Annotated in this window: 18 protein-coding genes; 15 read left to right on the top strand and 3 right to left on the bottom strand. The window is 49.5% G+C overall.

The genetic code is table 11. The annotated features are described in order from the left end of the window. Positions 1-6 precede the first annotated feature (6 nt). Positions 7-1,398 (top strand): argininosuccinate lyase, encoded by a 1,392-nt coding sequence (gene argH / locus E2I14_RS01345; protein WP_133324675.1) that lies wholly within the window; start codon positions 7-9, stop codon positions 1,396-1,398. Between the two features lie 103 nt (positions 1,399-1,501). Here argH and E2I14_RS01340 read toward each other — a convergent pair whose 3' ends face one another. Genes E2I14_RS01340 through E2I14_RS01330 form a run of 3 tightly spaced genes read right to left on the bottom strand, consistent with a single transcriptional unit; the run spans position 1,502 to position 5,545 of the window. After that, a complete protein-coding gene (locus E2I14_RS01340; protein WP_133324673.1) occupies positions 1,502-2,791 on the bottom strand; it encodes a YihY family inner membrane protein in 1,290 nt (429 codons plus the stop codon). Between the two features lie 14 nt (positions 2,792-2,805). Then, a complete protein-coding gene (locus E2I14_RS01335; RefSeq protein WP_133324671.1) occupies positions 2,806-3,270 on the bottom strand; it encodes a cyanophycin metabolism-associated DUF1854 family protein in 465 nt (154 codons plus the stop codon). A gap of 7 nt (positions 3,271-3,277) precedes the next feature. Beyond that, positions 3,278-5,545, bottom strand: coding sequence for a cyanophycin metabolism-associated ABC transporter (locus tag E2I14_RS01330; RefSeq protein ID WP_406675692.1), 2,268 nt, complete (start codon positions 5,543-5,545; stop codon positions 3,278-3,280). A gap of 391 nt (positions 5,546-5,936) precedes the next feature. Here E2I14_RS01330 and E2I14_RS01325 point away from each other — a divergent pair, with 391 nt between their 5' ends. The 14 genes from E2I14_RS01325 to E2I14_RS01260 all read left to right on the top strand — a co-directional run bounded on the left by E2I14_RS01325 (position 5,937) and on the right by E2I14_RS01260 (position 26,112). Further along, positions 5,937-8,123 carry a cyanophycin synthetase gene (locus E2I14_RS01325; protein ID WP_133324669.1) on the top strand — a complete coding sequence of 729 codons (2,187 nt, stop codon included), beginning with the start codon at positions 5,937-5,939 and terminating at the stop codon, positions 8,121-8,123. 72 nt (positions 8,124-8,195) lie between these two features. Further along, positions 8,196-10,766 carry a cyanophycin synthetase gene (cphA, locus tag E2I14_RS01320; RefSeq protein WP_133324667.1) on the top strand — a complete coding sequence of 857 codons (2,571 nt, stop codon included), beginning with the start codon at positions 8,196-8,198 and terminating at the stop codon, positions 10,764-10,766. 262 nt (positions 10,767-11,028) lie between these two features. Beyond that, positions 11,029-12,132 carry a hypothetical protein gene (locus E2I14_RS01315; RefSeq protein WP_133324665.1) on the top strand — a complete coding sequence of 368 codons (1,104 nt, stop codon included), beginning with the start codon at positions 11,029-11,031 and terminating at the stop codon, positions 12,130-12,132. A 41-nt stretch (positions 12,133-12,173) separates the two neighbouring features. Then, the gene (locus E2I14_RS01310; RefSeq protein WP_133324663.1) at positions 12,174-14,030 is read left to right on the top strand and encodes an AAA family ATPase; all 1,857 of its coding nucleotides are present in this window, start codon (positions 12,174-12,176) and stop codon (positions 14,028-14,030) included. A gap of 14 nt (positions 14,031-14,044) precedes the next feature. Further along, complete coding sequence (locus E2I14_RS01305; protein ID WP_133324661.1) at positions 14,045-14,737, top strand: 4Fe-4S single cluster domain-containing protein; 693 nt, start codon at positions 14,045-14,047, stop codon at positions 14,735-14,737. A gap of 20 nt (positions 14,738-14,757) precedes the next feature. Next, positions 14,758-17,169 (top strand): serine/threonine-protein kinase, encoded by a 2,412-nt coding sequence (locus tag E2I14_RS01300; protein WP_133324659.1) that lies wholly within the window; start codon positions 14,758-14,760, stop codon positions 17,167-17,169. A 205-nt stretch (positions 17,170-17,374) separates the two neighbouring features. After that, positions 17,375-17,851 carry a Fe-S cluster assembly transcriptional regulator IscR gene (iscR, locus tag E2I14_RS01295; protein WP_133324657.1) on the top strand — a complete coding sequence of 159 codons (477 nt, stop codon included), beginning with the start codon at positions 17,375-17,377 and terminating at the stop codon, positions 17,849-17,851. Between the two features lie 12 nt (positions 17,852-17,863). Continuing rightward, positions 17,864-19,117 carry an IscS subfamily cysteine desulfurase gene (locus E2I14_RS01290; protein WP_133324655.1) on the top strand — a complete coding sequence of 418 codons (1,254 nt, stop codon included), beginning with the start codon at positions 17,864-17,866 and terminating at the stop codon, positions 19,115-19,117. An 81-nt stretch (positions 19,118-19,198) separates the two neighbouring features. After that, positions 19,199-19,585 (top strand): Fe-S cluster assembly scaffold IscU, encoded by a 387-nt coding sequence (iscU, locus tag E2I14_RS01285; RefSeq protein WP_133324653.1) that lies wholly within the window; start codon positions 19,199-19,201, stop codon positions 19,583-19,585. Positions 19,586-19,590: 5 nt separating this feature from the next. Next, entirely contained in the window at positions 19,591-19,914 is a 324-nt protein-coding gene (iscA, locus tag E2I14_RS01280) for an iron-sulfur cluster assembly protein IscA (RefSeq protein WP_133324651.1), read from the top strand. Between the two features lie 52 nt (positions 19,915-19,966). After that, positions 19,967-20,464 (top strand): Fe-S protein assembly co-chaperone HscB, encoded by a 498-nt coding sequence (gene hscB, locus E2I14_RS01275; RefSeq protein ID WP_133324649.1) that lies wholly within the window; start codon positions 19,967-19,969, stop codon positions 20,462-20,464. Between the two features lie 124 nt (positions 20,465-20,588). Next, positions 20,589-22,451, top strand: coding sequence for a Fe-S protein assembly chaperone HscA (hscA, locus tag E2I14_RS01270; protein WP_133324647.1), 1,863 nt, complete (start codon positions 20,589-20,591; stop codon positions 22,449-22,451). Between the two features lie 44 nt (positions 22,452-22,495). Further along, positions 22,496-22,834 carry an ISC system 2Fe-2S type ferredoxin gene (gene fdx, locus E2I14_RS01265; protein WP_133324645.1) on the top strand — a complete coding sequence of 113 codons (339 nt, stop codon included), beginning with the start codon at positions 22,496-22,498 and terminating at the stop codon, positions 22,832-22,834. Positions 22,835-23,145: 311 nt separating this feature from the next. After that, complete coding sequence (locus tag E2I14_RS01260) at positions 23,146-26,112, top strand: adenosylcobalamin-dependent ribonucleoside-diphosphate reductase (protein ID WP_133324643.1); 2,967 nt, start codon at positions 23,146-23,148, stop codon at positions 26,110-26,112. Positions 26,113-26,317 lie beyond the last annotated feature (205 nt).

Here is a 26,317-nt window from a genome sequence, read left to right as displayed (position 1 = left end):
AACAACATGACATCACAATTTTCTAAAAAAAATGAGGCGTGGTCTGCTCGCTTTTCTGAACCGGTTTCTGATTTGGTCAAACGCTACACGGCTTCGGTCTTTTTTGACAAACGCTTAGCGCATGTTGACATCCAAGGTTCGCTCGCGCACGCGGAAATGCTTTGCTTTAAAGAAATTATTAGCAAATCAGATTATGCCGAAATTGTGCGCGGCATGGCACAAATTTCAACAGAGATCGGCGCCAACGAGTTCACTTGGCAACTCGATTTGGAAGATGTTCATTTAAATATTGAAAAACGTTTAACAGAAATCGTCGGCGATGCGGGCAAACGTCTGCACACTGGGCGCTCGCGCAATGATCAAGTGGCGACCGATATTCGCTTGTATTTGCGCGGCGCGATTGACGATATTTTGGGTTTATTGGCGCAATTCCGTTTGGCCTTATTGGATTTAGCCGAAAAAAATGCCGACACCATCATGCCGGGTTTCACCCACATGCAAGTCGCGCAACCGATCACGTTCGGCCATCACATTTTGGCCTATGTTGAAATGTTTAGTCGCGACGCAGAGCGCATGGCCGATTGCCGCAAACGGGTAAATCGCTTGCCTTTGGGCGCTGCCGCTTTAGCGGGCACAACTTTCCCGATTGATCGTTTGCGTGTGGCCCAAACCTTGGGTTTTGACGGCGTATGTCAAAACTCCTTGGATGCTGTTTCAGATCGTGATTTCGCGATTGAATTTTGCGCGGCATCGGCTTTGATCATGACCCATATTTCGCGCATGTCAGAGGAATTAGTCATTTGGATGAGCCCGCGTATCGGTTTCATTGATATTGCTGACCGTTTCTGCACCGGTTCATCCATCATGCCGCAAAAGAAAAATCCCGACGTGCCTGAACTAGCGCGCGGCAAAACAGGTCGCGTCAATGGTCATTTAATCGCCCTGCTCACGCTGATGAAAGGTCAGCCATTGGCCTACAACAAAGACAATCAGGAAGACAAAGAACCTTTATTCGACACCGTGGACACCATTACCGACACCCTGCGTATTTTTGCTGATATGGCTAGCGGCATAAGCGTCAAGCCAGAAGCCATGCGTGCTGCTGCGTTACAGGGTTATGCGACCGCGACGGACTTGGCTGATTATTTGGTAAAAAAAGGTTTGCCGTTCCGCGATGCGCACGAAGCAGTGGCGCATGCGGTAAAAACTTGTGTCAACAAAGGCTGTGATTTAAGCGATTTAAGTTTGGAAGAATTACAGGCTTTTTCGACCTTGATTGAGGCAGATATTTTTGAAGTATTAACCCTTGAAGGCTCCGTAGCTGCGCGTGACCATTTAGGCGGCACGGCGCCGAATCAAGTGCGCGCCGCAATCGCTCGACTGCGGGCTGAAATTTAATCGACTGATTTAGCGAGCGCAAAATAAAAATGCTGAGGAATTACACTCAGCATTTTTTTCAGCCGCACATTGATCACCAAGCAAAGCAACGAGCCATTCCCGCTTATCGTTGCGATAGGAAATAGCTTTCCAGCGATTCCTGCAAACCCTGTTCAATCGCGGCTTCTACCTTTTTGCTTAAGCGCGTATCGGACTGCGATTCAAACAAAAATAAGCGATACACCTGTGACATCGGAATAACGCTTGGATTGACCAGCATCACCCACCATTCCGAACCGACCAACGGCGTCTTTTTCTTGACGACGATTTCTTCCGCATGCAAGCGCCCCACCCAACCGGCTTTGCTCATTTGGGTCAACAACTCTTCGATCTCATCAAAGCCCAAGCGGGTTTGCTGGCGTATATCCCAGCTAGAAATTCCAGCGTTATTGGAATGTTGACGGGTCAAGAATAAAGTCTCCAGCACCGCCATCGCATCGACAAAGCGACCACCGGGACGGGGCACGTACCACCAACGCTCATACTTCACAATCGGCAAGGAGGCCGTAATCACCGCACCAAATAAAGTGATCAGCCACGAGGTGTATATCCAAATCAGAAAAATAGGTACCACCGCGACCGCGCCATACACCACCGTGTAAGTTGGGATATGAATCACGAATGACGCGAAAATGCGCTTAGCAATTTCAAACAAAATACCCGCCACTAACCCGCCCCACGCGGCATCACGCCATTCGATCCGGCGGTTTGGCACGGACACGTACAGCAACGCAAAAGCGCTCGTGGTAAAAATAATCGAAGCAATCGTATACAAAATTTTACTGCCCGGAATGGTGCCAACCACATCCGAAGTCGCCTCAAATAAATACGATGTCACCGTCAACGACACACCAATGAGCAGCGGAGCCAGGGTGATTAAAGCCCAATACACCAACATACTTTTTAATATTGGGCGCTTTTGCTTTACCCGCCAAATCTGATTAAACACCCGCTCGATAGTGCCAAGCATCGCAACCGAAGTCACCATCAAAGCCACCGCACCGTAGGCCGATAAGCGCGTGGCTTTCGAGGCGAATTGATTAAGGTAATTGAGGATATTGGTGGCAATCGCCTTCGGCATCAAACTTTGAATAAAGTAGGCTTCTAGCGAGGCACGAAACGTGGTGAACAAAGGGAACACCGTAAAAATTGCCAGCGCAATGGTCAACAAAGGCACCAGCGCCAACACGGTGGTAAAGGTCAAACTGCCCGCGACTTGCGCCAATTGCCCTTGCACGATGCGCTTAATGGCAAAGCGCAGCAAACTGCGGATTTGGGTTAATCGCCACCCAAACACACTGACTGTTTTTAACCGCTGTTTTAAGGCATGGAGATAGTGAGATGGTGAAGTCATCCGGTTGCGGTCACTTACAGAAAACGGTCGAGAATTTTGCGGCTATGTTTATCTAATTTACGCGGATTGCGAATTAAAAAATTAATGCCGTGATTATCGGTCACTAACAAACTTTCACCCACACGGCGAATGTCTTCTTCTACCCGCAAGACAAAATTAGTCTCGCCACGATCCGTTGCCACGGTCCAAGTGCAAGGAGTGGAAAAGCTGGATACACCGATGATGCGATCAACAACCGGAACAAATTCCCGTCCAGCCAATTCATTGGTAATCAAATCGCGCACTTGCTGCGGTAAATCAACCAAACGCTCTACCCAAGCCACTTCGCGCCCATCGGTACTGACCAAGGCAATGCCTTCTTCGGGCGTTTGAATCGGGAAAGCGCGCACGGGAGTGACGCCTTCGTGAGTTTCGCCGTTGGCGGTTAACATTAATTTTCCGAACGAATTTCGGGTTAAGTCAAATTGAGTTGTTTGCATAAGTCGTTTAACCTTCGCTTGATTCTAATAATACCGCCGCATTGCGCGCTTGCGCTTGGTAGAGGCGGTAATACGCGCCTTGCTGCGCCATCAATACTTCGTGTTTACCTTCTTCCACCACGACGCCGCGATCCATCACGACGAGTCGGTCGGCTTTATTTAACGTGGATAAGCGATGCGCGATCGCAATCGTGGTGCGACCTTTAACTAAATTATCTAAGGCTTTTTGAATTTCTTTTTCGGTTTCGGAATCAACCGACGACGTGGCTTCATCCAAAATCAAAATCTTAGGATCGATCAACAAGGCGCGCGCAATCGAGATCCGCTGGCGCTCGCCGCCCGACAAACCTTGACCACGTTCACCGACCATTGAATCGTAACCTTGCGGCAAACGCAGAATAAATTCATGCGCATGTGCAGCACGCGCAGCGTCCATAATTTCATCGCGGGTCGCATCCGGCTTACCGTAGGCGATATTGTCGGCAATGGTGCCAAAGAATAAAAACGGCTCTTGCAATACTAAGCCGATATTACGGCGGTAGTCCGACACGGCAAACGAACGAATATCAACGCCATCCAACAAAATCGCTCCTTCGGCCACATCGTAAAAACGGCAAATCAAGTTGACCAAAGTACTTTTACCTGAGCCGCTATGTCCCACCAAACCGATCATTTCGCCCGGTTTAATATTGAGCGACACGCCGCGGTTGACTGCACGATTGCCGTAACGGAAGCCTACTTCGCGCAATTCAATATGCCCTTGTACGTTGGTCACTTTAACCGGATTAGCTGGCTCTGGAACGCTGGAGACATGATCCAAAATATCAAAGACTCGTTTAGCCGCCGACGCAGACTTTTGGGTTACCGAGACAATCCGACTCATCGAATCTAAACGACCATAAAAGCGGCCCATTAACGCGACAAACGAAATCAGCACACCGGTAGTGATTTCGCCGCGAGAAATCTGCCAAATACCAAACGCCCACACCACCAACATTCCGATGTCAGTCAACAAAGAAACGGTGGGAGAAAACAATGCCCACACTTTATTTAAACGATCATTCACCAATAAATTGTGACGGTTAGCTTCGTAAAAGCGGTTCGCTTCGCGTTGCTCTTGCGCGAACGCTTTAACCACGCGAATACCAGGAATCGTATCGGCTAACACGTTGGTGACTTCGCCCCAAACACGGTCAATTTTTTCGAAGCCGTTACGCAGACGATCGCGCACGATGTGTATCATCCACGCGATAAAGGGCAGCGGCGCCAAGGTCACCAAGGCCAACATCGCATTTTGACGCACCAAAAATACCGCGATCATGACCAGCATGATGACGTCGGTAGCAAAGTCGAGCAGATGCAAGGACAAAAACACGCAAATCCGATCCGTCCCGCTACCAATACGTGACATCAAATCACCGGTGCGCTTGCCGCCGAAATATTCCAACGATAGCCGCATTAAATGTTCGTAAGTTGCGGTACGTAAATCAGAGCCGATGCGCTCGGAGACTAAAGCCAAAATATAAGTTTTGAGCCAGTTCAACAGCCATGCCAACACAGCCGAACCCAATAAACCGCCCAAGTACATCGATACCATCCAAGGATCAATATGCTTGGTGGTCGCGTAGGGAATCAGAATATCGTCCAAAATCGGACCGGTTAAATACGGCGGCACCAATCCAGCCGCGGTTCCCAATAAAGTCAGCGCGAAGCCGATAAACAATTGCAATTTGTAGGGCTCAGCAAAGCGCCACAAACGGAATAAAGTGAGCGTGGATGGCGGTGTGTGAATGACTTTGGCGCAAATCGGGCATTCATCCTGATCCGGTTCCAGCGGAGCTTTACAGCTTGGGCAAACCAATTGATCGGCTTCGACGATAGGCTCGCCACTAATTTGACTGTTTTGGTACAACTTAAATTGTTCGGCAAACCGTGTTGCCAACAAATTTTGATCTAGCGTAAAGCGCCACGACGCCAGCAAGCCATTGGAATCGACTAATTCCAAATGCCCGATACCCGCGTGATCGTAATGATTGAGCGCCAAATCAGGACGGTAATCCCAACTTTGCCATTCGCTTTGTTCGGCTGAACGCGACAATAAACGCGATTCCGTTGCAATCAAAATTCCCTTGCGGAAATTTAATCGCGCATCCAAGTCAACCTCTAAGGTGGTCAGTGCGTTCTCACCTGCGGCGAGAATAGTCGCCACGTCACTACGCCAGATTTCGGGAAGATTGGTTAACGTTAGATCGGCAGGAACTTGTTTCATTGTCATTGTAATCGGTACTCCAAAGTGCAAAAACGCTCGAAATCGAGCGGTGGGAAAGCACAATATCATCGCTGTTTTATAGTCTAGTTGATGATAATGAGCATGTTTTAGAAGCGTAAACCGTAGCGCAAGAGCGATAACTTACGGTATTCTATCGAATTGAATTGGCCGTTGGAAAGCTGTTCTAAGGGCAAAATTTGCTTTCGGCAGTATACAATAAGCGATTCATGAAGTCTGTTCTTGTTTCTTCTTGTAAATAAATACACGAACGCACACATCGAGTTTATGCAAAATTGTTCCAAAACCGGGAACAGCGTCCTTGAGCAGTTTTGCCTAAGTCCTGATTAATTGGAATCAAGCAGTAATTCTGTCCCACATGTTGGTGAAAATAAAATAAATGACAAACAAGAAAGATATTAAATTTGTCCGCGTAACGTATTTACGTGGCCCGAATATTTGGACTTACCGCCCAGTAATTGAAGCGTGGGTCGATATTGGTGAATTAGAGCAATTCCCCTCCAACTTGCTTCCTGGATTAACCGACAGATTAACCACTTGGCTACCTAGCTTGATCGAACATCGCTGCGGCGTCGGCGAGCGCGGCGGATTTATTGAACGTCTGCGCGAAGGCACTTGGGCCGCCCATATTTTGGAACATATCGTTCTTGAGCTACAAAACTTAGCTGGCATGCGCACCGGTTTTGGTAAAACCCGCAAAGCCGCTGAACCAAGCTTGTACAAAATGGCGTTCCGTACTCGCCAAGAAGAAGTTGGTCGGGCCGCGTTGGAAATTGGGCGCGAATTATTACTTGCCGCCATCGATGACACGCCGTTCGATCTCGCCACCAAAGTTGAAGAATTACGGGATTTAGCCGATTCACTTTGCTTAGGCCCATCTACGGCCCACATCGTTGATGCAGCAACCAGCCGCTCTATTCCTTGGATGCGTTTAAATGACGGTAACTTGGTGCAACTTGGTTACGGCAACACGCAACGTCGTATTTGGACTGCCGAAACCGACCAAACCAGCGCCATCGCGGAGAGCATCTCGTCCGACAAAGATTTAACCAAGTCTTTACTCAAATCCTGTGGTGTTCCGGTACCAGACGGCACGTTGGTGCATTCCGCTGAAGAAGCGTGGGAGGCCGCGCAAGACGTAGGTTTGCCAGTTGTGCTGAAACCTTACGATGGCAATCATGGGCGTGGCGTTTCGCTGGATTTAAAAACCGAAGCCGATGTCATTGCCGCATTTAAATTGGCCGACCGCAAAGGCGACGGCAGCGCTGTCATCGTTGAGCAATTTATTCCCGGCAATGAGCACCGCGTATTAGTCGTGGGCAAGAAAGTCGTTGCCGTTGCAGCAGGCGAAGCGGCTTGGGTGACCGGCGACGGTAAAGCCAACATCATCGAATTAGTGGACGATCAAATCAATTCCGATCCACGTCGCGGCACGACCGAAGAATTCCCATTGAACGCCTTAGGCCCACAAAACGGCGCGGAAATTATTCTGGAATTAGAGCGCCAAGGTTTTACTGCCTACGATATTCCGCCTAAAGATCATCGCGTATTAATTCAACGTAACGGCAATGTCGCCTTTGATGTGACTGACAATATTCATCCAAGTATCGCGGCTGTCGCCACTTTAGCGGCGCGCGTGGTTGGCTTGGATGTGGCTGGTGTTGATTTAGTCGTGGAAGATATTTCCAAGCCGCTGCACAGCCAACGCGGCGCGATCATTGAAGTCAATGCTGGCCCGGGCTTGCTATCGCATCTAAAACCCGCTAGCGGCAAGCCTCGTCCTATCGGCACCGCAATTATTGAACATTTATTCCCCAGCGACGCCAATGGCCGCGTGCCTATCATCGGCGTTGCAGGTGCCAGCGGTTCGACTTTAATTTCACGACTGATTGCCCACTTGATTCAAGTCAGCGGCAAACACGTTGGTCTGGCTTGCAGTTCCGGTATTTTCTTGGATCAACGCCAAATCGACGCCAATAACGGTATTAACTGGACCGCTGGTCAGCGTTTATTAATCAACCGCTCGATTGAAGCCGCCGTGTTTGAAACCAGTAATCGGATGATTCTGACCGAAGGTTTGGTCTACGATAAATGCGCGGTTGGCGTGGTTAGCGAAATTGATGAAAAAACCGAGTTAAAAAATCTCAGCGATTTATACATCACGGATGCCGATAAATTATTTAACGTTGTCCGCACACAAATCGATGTGGTCTTGCCTAGCGGCGTTGCGGTTCTAAATGCCGACAATCCAACCATTGTTGAACTGGCCGAATTGTGCGATGGAAAAGTGATTTTCTACGGTAAAAATTCCGCATCGGACGTCATCGCTAATCATCGCGCGGAAGGCGAACGTGTCGTATTTTTGCGCGACAACTGCATCGTCTTGGCGCTCGGCAAAGAAGAAACTGCCCTGTTACCGCTTTCATCCTTAAAACCAGTCAAAGCAGCGCAACCCGAAAATGTGATGGCCGCCGTTGCCGCCGCTTGGGCTTTGTCGATTTCACCGGATTTAATTGAAGCGGGTTTAAGAACGTTTGAATCGACTCCGAAAAAAACACCTTATTAAAATTAGAAAATGGCGCTTGATTTAATCATCAAACGCCATTTCGCCATACAAAAGACTTAGGACAATTATTTTATGGAAGTTTCACGAATCCGAGCATTGCGCGGCCCTAATCTGTGGAGTCATCACACAGCGATTGAGGCGATTTTGACGTGCAGCCAAGAAGAACTCAATATCGTTAATCTTCCCGATTTTGAAACCCGCCTGCGCGCCCGCTTCCCCGCGTTGAGCGCCCTGCAACCTACCGGTTATCACGATGCGATTCCCATGGCGCACGTGTTTGAACATGTCGCGCTCGGCTTACAATCCTCCGCTGGCTGCCCAGTGACTTTTAGCCGCACCAATCAAACAGTTGAAGCGGGCGTTTTCCAAGTAGTCGTTGAATATACCGAAGAAGCCGTTGGTCGCTTGGCATTTGAATTAGCCGAGAAACTATGTATCGCTGCTCGACAAGACAGTTTTTTTGATTTAGAGGGCGCATTAAGCCAACTGCGCGAACTCGATGAAGACGTGCGTTTAGGCCCATCAACTGGCTCGATCGTACAAGCCGCTGTGGCCCGCAATATTCCCTATCGCCGCTTAACTGATGGCAGCTTAGTCATGTTCGGTTGGGGCAGCAAGCAACGGCGTATTCAAGCGGCTGAAATGGATTGCACCAGCGCGATTGCCGAATCGATTGCGCAAGATAAAGAACTGACCAAAAAATTATTAAACGCCGCTGGCGTGCCTGTTCCAATGGGACGCTCAGTCACCGATCCAGAAGATGGTTGGAAAGCTGCTTTAGAAGTTGGCCTACCAGTGGTTGTGAAGCCAAAAGATGGTAACCAAGGCAAAGGCGTTACGGTCAACATCACCACCAAAGAGCAATTGTTTGCGGCCTATGCCACGGCCAGCGAATTCCGCGATGATATTTTGGTCGAACGCTATTTGCCGGGCAGCGATTATCGCTTGCTGGTTATCGGCAATAAATTGGTCGCCGCGGCACGCCGCGAACCACCGCAAGTCGTTGGCGATGGCGTAAAAACCGTGCGCCAATTAGTCGATCAAGTCAACCTCGATCCAAAACGCGGCTCCGGTCACGCCACCTCGTTGACCAAAATCCGCTTCGACGATATCGCGATTGCGAGCTTGGCCTTACAAGGTTTTAACGCCGAATCCATTCCCGCTAAAGGTCGTCGCGTGACATTGCGCAATAACGCCAATCTTTCCACTGGCGGCTCGGCAACTGACGTAACCGATGATGTGCATCCCGAAGTCGCCGCACGCGCCGTCGCTGCGGCCCAAATGGTCGGTTTGGATATTTGCGGCGTCGATTTGGTCTGCGATAGTGTATTAAAACCGATCGAAGAACAAAACGGCGGCATCGTTGAAGTCAACGCGGCCCCTGGCTTACGTATGCATATTTCACCGTCGTTTGGTAAAGGCCGCCAAGTTGGTGAAGCGATTATTTCGACCATGTTTGAAGATGGCAACGATGGGCGCATTCCTATCGTGGCGGTCACTGGCACCAACGGCAAAACGACAACCGTGCGCTTAATCGCGCATCTGCTCACCGCTTCTGGTTTGCGTACCGGAATGACCAATACCGACGGCGTGTATGTCGAAGGCGTACAAATTGATAGTGGCGATTGCAGCGGCCCGCGCAGTGCGCGCAATGTGTTGTTGCATCCTGACGTCGATGCCGCCGTATTTGAAACAGCGCGCGGTGGCGTATTGCGCGAAGGCTTAGCCTTCGATCGTTGCCAAGTGGCCGTGATTACCAATATCGGCACCGGCGACCACTTAGGTTTGAATTACATCACCAGCGTGGAAGACTTAGCAGTCTTAAAACGTGTGATCGTGCAAAACGTAGCGGACGCTGGCGTGGCAGTATTAAACGCGGCTGATCCAATCGTCGCCAGCATGGCGAACAATTGCTTAGGTAAAGTTACTTTCTTCGCGGCTGATCGTAAAGAAGCGATCATGGCCACTCATCGCGCACAAGGTAACCGCGTGGTGTACGTGGATGACGGTATGTTGGTTGCGGCAGAAGGTGAATTCAAACACAAAATCCCGCTGGCTAATATCCCGATTACATTCGGCGGCAAAATCGCCTTCCAAGTTGAAAACGTGATGGCATCCGTTGCCGCTGCGTGGGGCGTTGGGATTAGCTGGGAAGCCATCGAGAAGGGCTTAAAGTCCTTTGCCAACGACACCGACAATGCACCAGGTCGCTTTAATCTATTCAACTACCGCGGCGCGACCCTGATTGCGGATTATGGTCACAATCCAGATGCGATTTTGGCCTTGGTCAACGCAGTGGAAACCATGCCAGCTAAACGTCGCTCCGTCGTCATCAGCGGCGCCGGTGACCGTCGCGATCAAGACATTCGCCAACAAACCGAAATCTTGGGCGCGGCCTTTGATAACGTGGTTCTATACCAAGACCAATGCCAACGTGGACGCGCAGATGGTGAAGTGGTTGCCTTGCTGCGCTCCGGCTTAGCTAACGCTAAACGCACCAAGCAAATCAGTGAAATTCAAGGCGAATTTTTAGCCATTGATACCGCGCTGGCTGCATTGAACGAAGGCGATTTGTGTTTGATTTTGGTCGATCAAGTGGAAGAATCCTTGGCGCACATTGCCAACCGCGTTAAAGAAGGTTGATGTACTAGATTCGTTATTGCAATCTGCCTACTAAAACAGCCCGATTTTTAGTCAAGATCGGGCTGTTTTTTATTGGGTGAATGAACTTGCCAGACTGTCAAATTGAGCGATAAATAGGATAAAGCCGCGTAAATCCGCCCCAACTGCCAAATCCTCACCTAAGCTGAAAGTTTGCCAGCACTCTACAAAAATAGTGCCGCAATGCATCTTTACATGCTAGGCTAATCCTTATGTTTAAATTAAGTCTAATCTCAGCCTTTTTATGAGCGGCCCAACTACAGCGATTTTAGTAGCTGATCCCTTGGCGGTGCTGTTGTCAGCAGCGGCCATTCGTGCGGCAATGGCAATCCAACAAGGCTACGAAGACAGCGCGATTTTAAAAGCGCAGCACCACGAGCAACGTAACGAACAACTCAAACAGCAGCAATCCGCCGCCCTCCAAGGTCAACAAGCTTTGCAAGAGCGGATCGCAGCAGCCGACACCGAGTTTGAACAACTCTGTCTGATCGCCCAACGCAGCGGCAACGATGTGCGCATTAAAGCTGAGCGACCAGTCAACGCTGGTGCTGACCACGGAACAGCTACAGCAGCGAACAAAGCACTCAACAACAACGAATTAGCAGCCTATTTACAGGCCATCCAAACTTATAACGCCGAATTAAAATCAATTTTACTCACCGACGCAGCGAGGCAAATGTCGTCAACCGATGAGCATTTATCTGCGCCAGAATTTTTGCTTGCGAACGAGCAAGCAGCGGCAACTAATGTACAGCGCCTGCTGCAACGCATTGCACATTTAGGCCAAGCACCCGACAAGATCGCGCTACTGGCGCAAGAATTAGCATCGAATTTGCCGCTTGAGCGCGAGCAATTGCTACTCAACGAATTACGCCACCAAATTCAACTGCACCTAGAACAAGTTCAACAGCAGCAACTGCAAGAAGCCAGCGCATTGATTCTGCGCCAGTCCTTAATCGACTTAGGCTATCAAGTCGAAGAATTTAGCTCCACCTTATTTATCGAGGGCGGCGTGGCGCATTTTAGGCGGCACGATTGGGGTGATTACATGGTGCGCTTGCGCATTAATGAGGCCAATAACACGATTAATTTCAACGTCATTCGCGCGGTTCAACAAGGCAACAACGAACGCTCGGTGCTCGATCATTTAGCTGAAGATCGCTGGTGCACTGAGTTCCCCACCCTGCTTAAAGCCATGGAAGCGCGCGGCTTATCCATGAATGTCACGCGTCGGTTAGAGGCCGGCGAATTGCCGGTGCAATTAGTCAATCGCGATCAGTTACCGCAATTTACCGAACAAGAACAGCGCCGGATTGAACAGCCGTTGTTGGCGCGTGAAATCAAATAAGCGCTTAACAAACACCCTAAAAATTTTCTAACACTATCGCTATGAGCAATCCCACTCCTCGCTGGCAAATTGATTTAGAACGGCTGTTACCGATACGCTCGCAATTTGTGATTTCGGGCAGTATCCATGATAGTTTTTTGGCGCAAACCAGCAGTGGCTTGGCGCTCGTACCCTTCATCCGCGCATTATGGGAATCGCTCAAAAAGCGCGAATACGCCTTCCTATTGGTGTACGACCCAACCGATGGAATTCGGGTTTATCCCGATGAATTGGCGGCGCGCGAACAAGCGGAAAAATTATTCGATCTCAAACTCAAAAACGGCAGCCAAATCATTAGCTTGGAAACGCTCACCGCGATAATGAAAAACTGCGCCACACAACGCACGGTGCGCTGCGCCTTAGTCATTAATTTTGCCTCGCGCATTAGCCGCGAAGCGAGCCATTTGAGTGAAGCCGAATACCGCTTTTTTATCGCCGCCGAAAAATGCGCGCTGTCCGCAGCACCGATTGTGACGTTAGAACCGATTGCAGCATCCCATCCGCACAGCCGCCCACTTTTTAATCCGGTTTTATGGTTAGTCAATCGGGCGCAAGATTTACCTAGCTGGTACACGCTAGACAATGAGCGGGTCGCCAGCTTAATCATAGGCAAACCAGATTACGAAACTCGCTACGCCAGCGCGCAGCAATTAGCCCCACTGTTTGCTGGATTTAACGACGCCAACGCGGCCCAGCGTGAACAGTTTTTAAAGCGCTTTGCGGAGGGCTGCGAGGGATTGAGTTTGGCCGCGTTATCTGACATTACCGAACTCGCTGATAGACAAAAATTAGGCATTCACGACATTGACGACGCGGTGCGCTGCTATCAATTAGGTGCACTGGATAATCCGTGGCGTAAAGATTATTTACGCGAAAAAATCCGCGATGCCATGCCATTTATTGAGGAGCGCGTGAAAGGGCAACATCCGGCCGTCGTCAAGACGTTGGACATTTTAAAGCGCTCAGTAATGGGCATGACCGGCGCGCAAGCTAAATCGGGCGGCAATCGTCCACGCGGCGTGTTGTTTTTTGCTGGCCCCACCGGTGTCGGCAAAACAGAATTGGCCAAGACGTTGACCCAATTGGTTTTCGGGGATGAGCGCGCCTATCTGCGTTTTGACATGAGCGAATTTGCCGAACCGCACAGCGGAGCGCGCTTGCTCGGCGCACCACCCGGTTATGTTGGTTTTGATGCCGGTGGCGAGTTGACCAATGCGGTGCGCGAGAAGCCGTTTTCGGTGGTGTTATTCGATGAAATCGAAAAAGCGCATCCGCAAATTTTAGATAAATTCCTACAAATTTTAGAAGACGGTCGCTTGACCGATGGGCGCGGCGAAACGGCGTATTTTTCGGAAACGATTTTAGTTTTCACCTCCAATCTCGGTATCTTTGTCGAAGACCGCCAAGGAGTAAGAACTCAACAAGTCAAAGCAGGTGACAACTATGAATTCGTCGAAACCAAGGTACGCGCATCGATTGAAGATTACTTTAAATTTAAGCTGGCGCGCCCTGAGATTTTGAACCGTATTGGCGACAATATTGTCGTGTTCAACTTCATCACGCCTGATGTGGCCGAGCGCATTTTTGATGGCATGTTGAAGAATGTCGCACGGCGTTTGTTCGAGGAATTTAAACTGCGCCTGAGCATGTCGCCCAATGTACGAACTGCGCTGCTTAATCGCTGCACCAACGATTTAAGTAACGGTGGCCGTGGGATTGGCAACACCTTGGAAGCCAGCTTCATCAATCCCTTGTCGCGCGCTTTGTTTGAACATGACTTAGAAGGTAAGCAAAAGCTGTTGGTGAGCGACTTGCAAGAGCGCGATAAGGTGATTGACTTAACGCTCGCGCTTTCATAAGTTAAACAGACCCAATGCTCAAAAAAAATCTCGCCATTAACATCAACAAAGCTCATTATCCGGTCACGGTTTTGGGCCCCGGGCGGCGCATCGGTATTTGGCTGCAAGGCTGCGCCATCGGCTGCAAAGGCTGTGTTTCGCAGGATACGTGGGATGCCAACGTTAATCGAATTATGTCGGTCGATCAATTGCTGGCGTGGTGCAAGCAAGTCGTTAGCAGCGACAAACTAGGTTTTGATGGCGTTACGATTTCTGGCGGTGAACCATTTGATCAACCCGAAGCGCTTTCTGCCTTGTTAGATGCACTTAACAAATGGCGCAATACATTAAAAAATCCGCCAGCAAGCAACTTTGATGTGCTCTGTTATAGCGGCTATCCCCTCACAATTTTGCAGAAAAAGTATCCGACAATTTTAGCTAAATTGGATGCATTGATACCCGAACCGTATATCGATACCAAGCCGACCAAGCAACTCTGGCGCGGCTCGGAAAACCAGTCATTGCAATTGCTCACCAACCGCGCCCAAATTAAATACGCTACTGTTGTCGAACAAACGCCAGCGCAGCCGAACAAACACATTCAAGTCATGTTGGATGGACAAAAAGTCTGGTACATCGGCATTCCACAACGTGGCGATATGCAAGCATTGGAGGCGCGCTGTCAGGAACAGGGGATCGAATTTACCCAAGCTTCGTGGCGCACCTAGAACCTATTTTCGACTAACTAATGACCACTTCTTACTACCGCCGTTGCCCCAGTTGCGCTATTAAAAACAATCCCGAGGTGTTGCGCTGCGCGTGCGGTACGTTGCTGGCTGGAATCGACTTAAGCAGCGAAGATCAAACGCCTCAATCACCCACGCTAGCCGTGCCAACTGCGGCAATGGAGTCTGCCAACCTACTTTGCAGCCACGCAGATTGCGCCCAACCGAATCCACCGGGAAGTGTCAACTGTATCTATTGCGACCGGCCTTTAACTGCTGCGCCAAAAGCAACTTCGCCAACTTCACAAAAATTGCCCGCGAGTTTAATCAACTTACCGAGCGCCTTAAAAACTCGCTATCGCATTACCGAAGCCATGCCAGCCAAAGGCGCGGAAGCCGAATTACTGTTGGTGCAGCCCATCACGGATAGCACCGCAAGCGCAACTGCGCTAGTTGCAAAAATTTATCGCCACGGAATCCTGCCCAAAGCATCGGTACAAGAACGCATAGCGCGCATTGATCGAGCCCATCGGGTTGAGGTGATCGAAGCAGGCGTTTCCGACGGTTATGCCTACGAATTAATGGAATATTGCCAAGGCGGTTCGTTGCGCAATTTATTGGATTCGGGCGGAAAAAAACAGCCACTCACATCGGAACTTGTTCGCGCGATTGCGCAGGAACTCGCGATTGCTTTGGCGGATGTGCATGCGCATGGTTTAGTACACCGCGACTTAAAGCCCGAGAACATCTTAATCCGCAGCACCCAACCGCTGGATCTGGTACTGACCGATTTTGGTATTGCATCCATCCTCGACACCACCCAACGCTACACCGGTGTTGCACACACTCTGCCTTACGCTGCGCCAGAAAGTTTATCCGGCGTGATTGATGCCAAAGCCGATTACTGGGCATTGGGAATGATCGTGTTGGAAGCTGCCACCGGCCAACATCCGTTTAGCGCCTTGTCGGATGCAGTAATCATGCACACGCTTACCACGCGCAATATCAACACCTCCCAGATCAGCGATCCAAACATTGCCAAGCTAGCGCGGGGATTATTACAACGCGATCCACAACAACGTTGGGGAGCATCGGAAATCCAGCGTTGGTTAGCAAACGATGCGACTTTGCCCGATCCACAGCTCAACCAAGCAAGCGAATCCGGTCGCACCTACAACCAGCCTTATCACTTGGGCGAGCAACGCTGCTATCACCCCGAACAACTCGGTGTCGCCTTGGCCAATCATTGGGAATTGGGGATTGCTGACATTCTCAACGGACAATTGCTGGCGTGGTTTAGAGATGTGCAAAAAGATCAAAACGTGGTTCGCTTATTGCTCGACCAACGCAGCGATCCGCGCATGTCGGTGGATGTGCAGTTATTGAATTTAATCTTACATTTAGCACCCGGAATTCCTGCGGTGTGGCACGGACAAAGCATTGCGTTATCCGCGATTTTGGAGCAAACCAAGAGCGCGATTAAGGGCGACGAAAAGGCGATTCAGTGGCTCAATCACCTGTATCAATATCGCGTCTTAGAAATTTACGCCAAAGCGGGCAATCAAGCCGCCGCTGAAATTGTGCAACGCTGGAATGTCGCCTGCGATCAGTTCTATTCGACCTGGGAAATCTATAACAACATCATCAGCAAATCGGCACAAAAAAATAGCCATGAGCCGGTCAACATCGATCAACTGATGTATGGCAATCAGCAACTGAACCGACCATATTTGTCCACGATGCACGCCCAAATTCTGGCGTTTTGTTACGACCAAAACTGGGGAGAAAAAAAGCGTGTCCGCATTAACGCCGAACTCACACATTTAAGCCTGCAATGTCCGTGGCTTACCGAATTAGGCAACCCACAAACAATGAGTGGAATTGAATTGTTGGTCGTCGAAAGTTTATTGCCCGAGGCGCGTAAAGCCGCCGAAAAACAGTTGGCTAAATCAGCCGCTAATGAGTTGCAATTAAAAGAAGATTGCCAAGCGACCAGCAAGCAGATCAACTCACTTCTCGCTCAATTACGTACCATCATTAATAATCGTTGGGCCACGGAAAGCACATGCGAGGAATTGAACCGATTGTGTGACGAGTATTTTCAAACAATCGCCCAAATACGCGCATCTGGTCGGGTCGATGTAGAATGGATGGAAATGCGTAAATCAGCACTCAAACCAGAACGCAACCTGCACGCCATTGTGCAAAACATCAACAAACTCAGCGAGCACCGTGCCATCACCGCTGGTTGGCTCAATCAGCAAACTTTAGCGCCGGTGGTGCTTTCAATTTTTATCCTGCCGCTGCTGCTTCATCGTGTTGCATCGTCCATCAGTCCCATCATCTACAGCGCCATCGGTTTGGTTATAGCTTGGCGCTTCCTGCCGGTATATGTGTGGATGCGCGACATCAAAAATATTGGCCGCAAAATGTAAATGCGATCTTCCAGCGTTTTGCCAACCTCCCACATCAAATCCTGAATTGGAGCAGTACCTGACAGAATTGCTCAAGTTTGCTATACTTGAGCAATTCAGTAGGAATTAATAATTATTCAATAGCTGGTTTGCCTTAATGAGTGTTTTTAAATTACTCACAAATTAAGCTGCAACGAGCGAACAGAATCAATTCAGGAGCCATTGCATGCGACTCACCACCAAAGGCCGTTTTGCCGTCACTGCCATGATCGACTTGGCGCTGCGCCAAGCAGATGGCCCAGTTACGCTTGCCGGAATCAGTGCGCGCCAAGAAATTTCACTCTCTTATCTCGAACAATTATTTAGTAAGTTACGCCGCCATGAAATCGTTGAATCCGTGCGCGGCCCCGGCGGCGGTTATAACTTAGGCCGCCCTGCCGCCAAAGTTACCGTCGCCGACATCATCATCGCCGTCGATGAGCCGATCGATGCGACCCAATGTGGCGGGAAAGAAAACTGCCACAGCAGCGAACACGTCGGCGGCGCACGTTGTATGACCCACGAACTGTGGGCGACGCTAAATGCTAAAATGGTGGATTATCTGGACTCCGTATCATTGCAAGATTTAGTCAACCAACAAAAAGCATCCGAACAAAAAATCGTGGTGCTGCACACCTCGCAACATCAACATCACTTAGCCTAACCGGAATGATTTATGAACAATCCTATTAAAAATAGCTTGTTAGAAACTGCATCAGCTCCCCATTTCCCGATTTACATGGATTATTCCGCGACCACGCCTATCGACCCGCGCGTTGCCGACAAAATGATTCCTTACCTGCGCGAGCAATTCGGCAATCCCGCCTCCCGCAGCCACATGTACGGTTGGACCGCAGAACAAGCAGTCGAAGACGCACGCGCTCAAGTTGCGGCCTTGATTGGTGCTGATCCACGTGAAATCGTCTGGACTTCTGGCACTACTGAAAGTAACAACTTAGCCTTAAAAGGCGCGGCTCAGTTTTACAAAACACGCGGCAAGCACATCATCACTGTTAAAACTGAACACAAAGCGGTGTTAGACACAGTGCGTGAATTGGAGCGTCAAGGTTTTGAAGCCACTTATTTGCAACCCGGCGAAGACGGCTTGATCACGGTTGAACAATTAGCTGCCGCAGTACGTCCAGACACAATTCTGGTCTCGGTAATGTGGGTCAATAATGAAATCGGCGTCATCCAACCAATCGCTGAAATCGGCGAATTCTGTCGCTCCAAAAACATCGTGTTCCACTGCGACGCAGCGCAAGCCACTGGCCGCGTCGAAATCGATATGGAAAAAGTCAAAGTCGATTTACTGTCCTTAACCGCTCACAAAACCTATGGTCCAAAGGGCATCGGCGCATTGTACGTGCGTCGCAAACCGCGTATCCGGATTGAAGCCCAAATGCACGGTGGCGGCCATGAGCGCGGTATGCGTTCCGGCACATTAGCTACCCACCAAATCGTGGGCATGGGCGAAGCGTTCCGTATCGCCAAAGAAGAAATGGCAGAAGAAAACAAACGCATCTTGGCTCTGCGTAATCGTTTGGCGACTGGCTTACAAGAAATCGAAGAAGTCTATATCAACGGCGATTTAGATCACCGCGTACCGCATAACTTGAACGTGAGCTTTAACTACGTCGAAGGCGAATCCTTGATTATGGCGATTAAAGATATCGCTGTTTCTTCAGGTTCAGCCTGCACCTCAGCTAGTTTGGAACCGTCTTATGTATTGCGCGCTTTAGGTCGTAGCGATGAATTAGCGCATAGCTCGATTCGCTTTACCATTGGACGCTTTACCACCGAAAAAGACATCGACTTCACCATCCAATTGATGAAAGAAAAAGTCGCTAAGCTGCGCGAACTATCGCCGCTGTGGGATATGTATAAAGACGGCGTGGATATTTCATCGATCCAATGGGCGGCGCACTAAGTCCTACTAATTGACGCAATTACCAAACATTTAAATTATCCAGCGCGCTTATTTTAGTGAGCTGAACACGGGAGAAGTAACATGGCATATTCAGACAAAGTAATGGATCACTACGAAAATCCTCGTAACGTTGGCGCTTTCGAAAAAGGCGATGAATCGGTCGGCACTGGCATGGTCGGCGCACCAGCTTGCGGCGACGTGATGAAGCTGCAAATCAAAGTAGGCGCAGATGGCATTATCGAAGACGCCAAATTCAAAACCTACGGTTGCGGCTCAGCGATTGCTTCGTCATCATTAGTGACCGAATGGGTGAAAGGCAAAACATTGGATCAAGCCTTGGATATCAAAAATACCCAAATCGCCGAAGAACTCGCCCTGCCGCCAGTTAAAATTCACTGCTCGATTTTGGCCGAAGATGCGATTAAAGCCGCTGTTTTGGATTACAAAACCAAACACGCAACGGTGTAATCATTATGGCCATTACTCTGACAGAAAAAGCTGCACGCCACGTTACTCGCTACATGGAGCGACGTGGTAAAGGCATAGGCTTACGCTTTGGTGTGCGCACCACGGGCTGTTCTGGCATGGCTTACAAACTTGAATACGTAGATGAAGTCGCGCCCGACGATCAGATTTTTGAATCGTTTGGTGTCAAGGTATTTGTCGATCCAAAAAGCTTGACCTACATCGACGGTACCGAACTCGATTTTGCGCGCGAAGGCTTGAACGAAGGATTTAAATTCAATAATCCGAACGTGAAAGACGAATGCGGCTGTGGCGAAAGCTTCCGAATCTAATCAAGCAGCAATTCAGGTAGCACAATCAAGCAGCACCTAACCACGCAAGCACATGCAAAATCACTTTGAGTTATTCCAGCTAGCCCCGCAGTTTGATATCGATCTTGTTAGCTTGGACCAGGCTTTTCGCGAAGTCCAAGCGCAAGTGCACCCTGATAAATTTGTAAGTGCCAGCAGCGCCGAACAGCGCGTCGCCATGCAATGGGCTACACGCGCAAATGAAGCGTATCAAACACTCAAAAACCCCTTAAAACGCGCCACTTATTTATGCGAAATCAATGGCGTAGATGTGCAAGCTGAATCCAATACCGCCATGCCAGCCGCGTTTTTAATGCAGCAAATGGAATGGCGTGAAGAATTGGACGAGTCCCGCAACGACAACGCCGCATTAGATGAATTAGAAAGAAATGTTGCCAAGGCGCGCAAAGAACAACTTGAACACATCGCGCAACAGTTTTCGCAAGCCGATTACCACCAAGCCGCAAAATCGATACGGCAATTGATGTTTTTAGAAAAATTTAGTGAAGACGTTGCAAACGCTCAGGATTAAGCGCAGCAGAATTAACCGGGATTGAGTTACATCAAATGCGCTGACTGGACCAACGTTCAAACTCACCCGATTTATTCAATCCAGCGTCGAATCGACATAAAACTCAAATAATTAAAGAAACCACATGGCACTACTTCAAATTTCAGAACCTGGCATGTCCACCGCGCCGCACCAACATCGCTTGGCTGTTGGCATCGACTTGGGCACAACGAATTCGCTGGTTGCTACTGTGCGTAATAGCGTTCCTGAAATTTTAAGCGACGACGAAGGCCGCGCGCTGCTCCCTTCCATCGTGCGCTATTTACCTAACGGTCATGCGCATATTGGTTACAAAGCACAAGCTGCCCAGACAACCGATCCTAAGAATACGATTTTGTCGGTCAAACGCTTCATGGGACGGGGATTAAAAGATATCGCTTACGCCGAAAATCTGCCTTATGACTTTTTAGACACGCCCGGCATGGTGCAAATCCAAACCGTGGCCGGAGTCAAAAGTCCGGTAGAAACCTCGGCACAAATTTTAGCCACCCTACGCCAACGCGCCGAAGATTCTCTTGGCGATGAATTGGTCGGCGCGGTCATTACTGTGCCGGCTTACTTCGACGATGCGCAACGTCAGGCAACCAAGGATGCGGCCAAACTAGCTGGCTTAAATGTACTGCGCTTATTGAACGAGCCCACTGCAGCAGCCATCGCGTACGGTTTGGATAATGGCTCCGAAGGTATTTACGCCGTCTATGACTTGGGTGGTGGCACGTTTGACGTGTCCATTTTAAAAATGAGCAAAGGCGTCTTTGAAGTCTTATCCACTGGCGGCGATTCTGCTTTGGGTGGCGACGATTTTGATCACCGTTTGTTGTGCTGGATTAGCGAGCAAGCGAAGTTAGCACCCTTGTCGGATGCCGATACGCGCATCTTGATGGTCAAAGCGCGCGAAGCCAAAGAACTGCTGTCCACCAAAGGCGAGACCCATATCGATGTCGCGCTCGGTTCGGGCGAGCGCGTGCATTTAGCCATTAGCGCGGAAACATTTGCCGAAATCACTCAGCACTTGGTGCAGAAAACGATACAGCCGTGCAAAAAAGCATTGCGCGACGCAGGTTTGCAAATTGAAGATGTCGATGGTGTTGTCTTAGTCGGTGGTGCTACGCGCATGCCGCAGATACGCAAAGCCGTTGGCGCGTTTTTCCAAACGACACCGTTATCCAATCTTGATCCAGATAAAGTCGTGGCCTTGGGCGCGGCAATTCAGGCTAATCTATTAGCGGGTAATCGCGCTTCGGGCGACGATTGGTTATTGCTTGATGTGATTCCGCTGTCGCTCGGAATCGAGACTATGGGCGGTTTAGCCGAAAAAGTTATTCCCCGTAATTCGACTATTCCCTGCGCTCGCGCACAAGAATTCACCACGTTTAAAGACGGCCAAACTGCGTTGGCGATTCATGTTGTACAAGGTGAACGCGAATTAGTCAGCGCTTGCCGTTCCTTGGCGCGCTTCGAGTTACGCGGCATTCCGCCGATGGCCGCTGGCGCGGCGCGAATTCGGATTACCTATCAAGTTGATGCGGACGGATTGCTGTCAGTTTCAGCGCGTGAGTTACGCTCTAATGTAGAGGCATCAATCACCGTTAAACCTTCGTATGGTCTAGCCGATGAAGACATTACCCGCATGTTGCAGGAGTCCAATGCCACCGCCGATGTGGATATGCAATTGCGCGCTTTAAAAGAGCAGCAAGTCGAAGCCGAACGCATTATTTTGGCGACCGAATCAGCCATTAGTAGCGATAAAAATCTGCTCAGTGAACAAGAGCACAGTGTTTTATTAAGCTTGATTAGCACCTTAAAAAATATCGCCCAAGGCGACGATCGCCAAGCGATAGAAGCAGCGATTCAAGCACTGTCCAAAGGCACCGAAGAATTCGCCGCACGCCGCATGGATAAGAGTGTGCGTACCGCGTTAACTGGTAAGAATCTCGATCAAATTTGAGCGCCAATGTAACCCCGAACCCAAGTCAGAATTAAAGAGCCATCATGTCTAAAATTACCGTCCTGCCGCATCAACAACTTTGCCCCGAAGGCGCTGTATTAGAAGCCGAAGAAGGCGCTTCCCTATGCGAAGTATTAGTCGATAACAATATCGCGATTGAACATGCCTGCGAAATGTCTTGCGCCTGCACGACCTGCCACGTGATTGTGCGCGAAGGCTTTAATTCCTTGAACGATTCAACAGAAAATGAGGAAGATTTGCTCGATGCTGCTTGGGGCTTAGAAGCGACTTCACGCTTATCCTGCCAAGTCCGCATCAGCAGCCAACCGATAGTGATTGAAATTCCAAAATACACAATTAACCACGCTCGTGAAAATCATTAATTGTTAGTTCTGCCCGTCATGCCTGCCTTGCTGAGTTAACACCGTGTTAATTCAGCATCAAAAAAACTCTTTTCGTCTTATCAAATCCTTACCGATTTAACCGAATAAATTAGTAAATTTATTACTCTTTTATCGATCACTTCTGTCCCGCAGTATTTCGCTACAACGCGCACCGTTTTCGTACCAGAAAAATTTGATCTAGCCCAATTTATTTCAAACATTGAGGCGTATTATCTTCATTTGCACGCATTCTTCGCGCATTAAAAAAACCTGCGGCAAAGTTACCTATTCATCTCCAACTAAGGAACAAAATGAATACGACCAAAGACGGATTTATTCCCAATAAAAATCCATCCCAACAAGAAATCACCACCATCATTCTGCAAGAAAAATATTGCAAAGGAAGCGAAACCACGCAGTTTGATGTGTTGCAGCGCGTAGCAAAAGGATTGGGGCAAGACCAGCAACAGCAAGTCGAATTTTTGGACACTTTTCAAACCGGCTTTGTCGGCGGCGGGCGCATTATGTCAGCCGGTGGAACCGACATTGCCGCAACCTTAATCAATTGTTTTGTGCAAGAAGTCAACGACTGCATTTCTAGCGATGATCCGCACGCTCCCGGCATTTATGACGCCTTAAAACAAGCCGCCGAAACGATGCGGCGCGGCGGCGGCGTGGGCTATGATTTTTCACGCATTCGTCCTAAAGGTGCGATGGTCAATGGAACGCAATCGATCGCCAGCGGCCCGCTCTCGTATATGTATGTGTTCGATCAATCTTGCTCGACCGTGGAATCTGCCGGCTCGCGGCGCGGCGCGCAAATGGGCGTCTTACGAATTGATCATCCGGATGTGGAAGCATTTATTCACGCCAAAGATGGCTTGCAAGTGGGCGAATTGCCAGTCGATGATCAGACCAAAAAATTGCTGCAAGAACTGATGGTCAACAATTACAGCTTTGCCGACAAAATGCGCCAAGGCTTTACCAAGCTACGCAACTTCAATATTAGCGTGGCGGTAACCGACGATTTTATGCGCGCCGTTGAGAGCGATTCTGACTGGGAGTTGGTTCACAAAGCCCAGCCCGACGCGACCTTCAAAGAGGCTTATTTACGGGCCGATGGATTGTGGGTGTATCACAAGGTCAAGGCGCGTTATTTGTGGAACCAGATTATGGCCTCCACCTACGATCATGCCGAGCCTGGTGTGCTGTTTATCGACAAGATTAATCGCGATAATAATTTGTCCTATTGCGAGATTATTGAATCGACCAATCCTTGCGGCGAACAGCCTTTACCCGCTTACGGTTGCTGCGATTTGGGCTCGACTATTTTGCCGCGTTTTGTGCTTAATCCCTTTACCGCGCATGCTAGTTTTGACTGGAACAAGTTCGCTAAAGTGGTGCGCGGCGCAGTACATATTTTAGATCGCGTGTTAGACACCACGTTGTGGCCGCTGCCTGAGCAGCAGCACGAAGCGCAGCAGAAGCGACGCATTGGCCTTGGTTATACCGGACTGGGCGACACGCTAATTATGCTGGGCTTGCGCTATAACAGCGATGAAGGTCGCGCAATGGCGGCAAAGATTTCAGAAGAAATGCGCAACAATGCTTATCGCGCTTCGATTGATCTGGCGAAAAAGTACGGCGCATTCCCGCTATTCGATGCAGATCAATATTTGGCCGCACCGCGCTTTGCCTCACGTCTGCCGGACGACATCAAAGCCGACATTCGCCAATACGGAATTCGCAACAGCCATTTGCTGTCCATCGCCCCCACCGGCACGATTAGCATGGCGTTTGCTGACAATGCATCGAACGGCATCGAGCCACCTTTTTCGTGGTCGTATAATCGGCGCAAGCGCGAAAAAGATGGCACTGAAAAAACGATCCGCGTAGTCGACCATGCTTTGCGCGTGTATGAAGATTTACATGGCGAAGTCACCGATTTCGCCAAATTGCCTGACTATTTTGTCAGCGCCTTAGATATTTCTGCGCAAGATCACATGCAAATGTGCGCCGTAGTCGCGCCTTTTATTGATACCGCGATTTCCAAAACGGTCAACGTGCCAGCCGATTACCCGTTCAACGATTTCCAAGATTTATACACCAGCGCTTGGCGTGCCGGTCTCAAAGGCATCGCCACTTTCCGTCCCAATTCGGTGCTTGGTTCAGTGTTGTCGGTCGAGCCTAAAGTTGAAGTCAATTTAGCGCCTAATGATTTGGAAGCCAACGACCCAGATCGCCGCATTAGCTTGAAAGAAGTGCCGCAACCCGCGTTAGCGAGTTTGCGTTGGCCCGGTCGTCCGCGTATTCCAAACGGCAATCCAAGTTGGACTTATCTGGTGGAGCATCACAAAGGCGATTTCTCTATCGTGATTGGCCAAGTCGAGACCGGCAGCGTGCATCCATTTGAAGTTTGGGTGAACGGCAACGAACAACCGCGTGTCTTGGGTGCGATTGCCAAAACGTTGTCGATGGACATGCGTACCGGTGATCCGCAATGGTTGAAGATGAAACTCGAATCGTTAGCAAAAACCAATGGCGACGATGGCTTTGAATTGCAATTGGGCGAGCACACGATTTACGCACCGAGTTTGGTGGCGGGATTAGCCAAGATCATCCAACGGCGCTTGGAAGATTTAGGCGTGTACGACACCGACGAACCAAGTCCCATGATCGCTGCGCTGTTTTCACGCAAAGAACCGAAATCCGGCACCGACGGCACAATGAGTTGGTCAGTCGATATCAAAAATCCCGCCACCGGCGACGATTTGCTAATGATCGTCAAAGAATGCCGCTTACCCAATGGGCGACTGCAACCTTATTCAGTCTGGTTGGCGGGCGACTATCCAAAAGTGATGGACGGCTTAACCAAGTTATTGTCGATGGACATGCGCGTGATCGATCCGGCTTGGATAGGCATGAAGCTGCGCAAACTGCTGACCTTTAGTGAGCATCGTGGTGATTTCTTAGCCAAAGTGCCCGGCTCGGAAAAACAACAATCGTATCCATCCACAGTGGCCTATATCGCGACCCTGCTGTTACATCGCTATAAGTTACTGGGGATTTTGACCGAAGAAGGTTATCCGGTTGAGCAAATGGGGGTGTTCGACGCACCTAGCGAAAAACTGGTGGCAACCAAGAGCGGCAAAGACGCCAAGAAAGCGACCTTCACCAAAACCAATAAAAAATGCCCGGAATGCCATATGTATGCCGTCGTTAAGCGCGATGGCTGCGATTTCTGCACCGCGTGTTCAGCGATCGGCTCCTGCGGCTGATGTCAACCAAGCAGCGGCAAAGCGGATTTATTGTTCTGCTTTGCCGCTGGCTTTGCATTATCTTTTTCACCATTCCCCCGCACCAAAATTTACTGATCCAGTGCAACACTGGTTCAGAGGAATTTTTATTTGTTAAATTTCAATTACATCAACCTAGTAAAACTGAATAAAGCGGTTTACTATATAAATTCCTAACAGCAATCTT

The sequence above is a fragment of the Sapientia aquatica genome, from assembly GCF_004358105.1.
GTDB lineage: Bacteria > Pseudomonadota > Gammaproteobacteria > Burkholderiales > Burkholderiaceae_D > Solimicrobium > Solimicrobium aquaticum.
The sequence above is the reverse complement of the archived record's forward strand: the minus strand, read 5'-3'. Positions and strand labels throughout refer to the sequence as shown.

Coding starts and splice junctions, on each gene's coding strand:
- E2I14_RS01315 (WP_133324665.1), top strand. CDS start 11,029: ATGAGCGGCCCAACTACAGCGATTTTAGTAGCTGATCCCTTGGCGGTG.
- hscB (WP_133324649.1), top strand. CDS start 19,967: ATGCAAAATCACTTTGAGTTATTCCAGCTAGCCCCGCAGTTTGATATC.
- E2I14_RS01290 (WP_133324655.1), top strand. CDS start 17,864: ATGAACAATCCTATTAAAAATAGCTTGTTAGAAACTGCATCAGCTCCC.
- E2I14_RS01325 (WP_133324669.1), top strand. CDS start 5,937: ATGACAAACAAGAAAGATATTAAATTTGTCCGCGTAACGTATTTACGT.
- argH (WP_133324675.1), top strand. CDS start 7: ATGACATCACAATTTTCTAAAAAAAATGAGGCGTGGTCTGCTCGCTTT.
- E2I14_RS01300 (WP_133324659.1), top strand. CDS start 14,758: ATGACCACTTCTTACTACCGCCGTTGCCCCAGTTGCGCTATTAAAAAC.
- E2I14_RS01260 (WP_133324643.1), top strand. CDS start 23,146: ATGAATACGACCAAAGACGGATTTATTCCCAATAAAAATCCATCCCAA.
- cphA (WP_133324667.1), top strand. CDS start 8,196: ATGGAAGTTTCACGAATCCGAGCATTGCGCGGCCCTAATCTGTGGAGT.
- hscA (WP_133324647.1), top strand. CDS start 20,589: ATGGCACTACTTCAAATTTCAGAACCTGGCATGTCCACCGCGCCGCAC.
- iscA (WP_133324651.1), top strand. CDS start 19,591: ATGGCCATTACTCTGACAGAAAAAGCTGCACGCCACGTTACTCGCTAC.
- fdx (WP_133324645.1), top strand. CDS start 22,496: ATGTCTAAAATTACCGTCCTGCCGCATCAACAACTTTGCCCCGAAGGC.
- E2I14_RS01340 (WP_133324673.1), bottom strand. CDS start 2,791: ATGACTTCACCATCTCACTATCTCCATGCCTTAAAACAGCGGTTAAAA.
- iscR (WP_133324657.1), top strand. CDS start 17,375: ATGCGACTCACCACCAAAGGCCGTTTTGCCGTCACTGCCATGATCGAC.
- E2I14_RS01330 (WP_406675692.1), bottom strand. CDS start 5,545: ATGACAATGAAACAAGTTCCTGCCGATCTAACGTTAACCAATCTTCCC.
- E2I14_RS01335 (WP_133324671.1), bottom strand. CDS start 3,270: ATGCAAACAACTCAATTTGACTTAACCCGAAATTCGTTCGGAAAATTA.
- E2I14_RS01305 (WP_133324661.1), top strand. CDS start 14,045: ATGCTCAAAAAAAATCTCGCCATTAACATCAACAAAGCTCATTATCCG.
- iscU (WP_133324653.1), top strand. CDS start 19,199: ATGGCATATTCAGACAAAGTAATGGATCACTACGAAAATCCTCGTAAC.
- E2I14_RS01310 (WP_133324663.1), top strand. CDS start 12,174: ATGAGCAATCCCACTCCTCGCTGGCAAATTGATTTAGAACGGCTGTTA.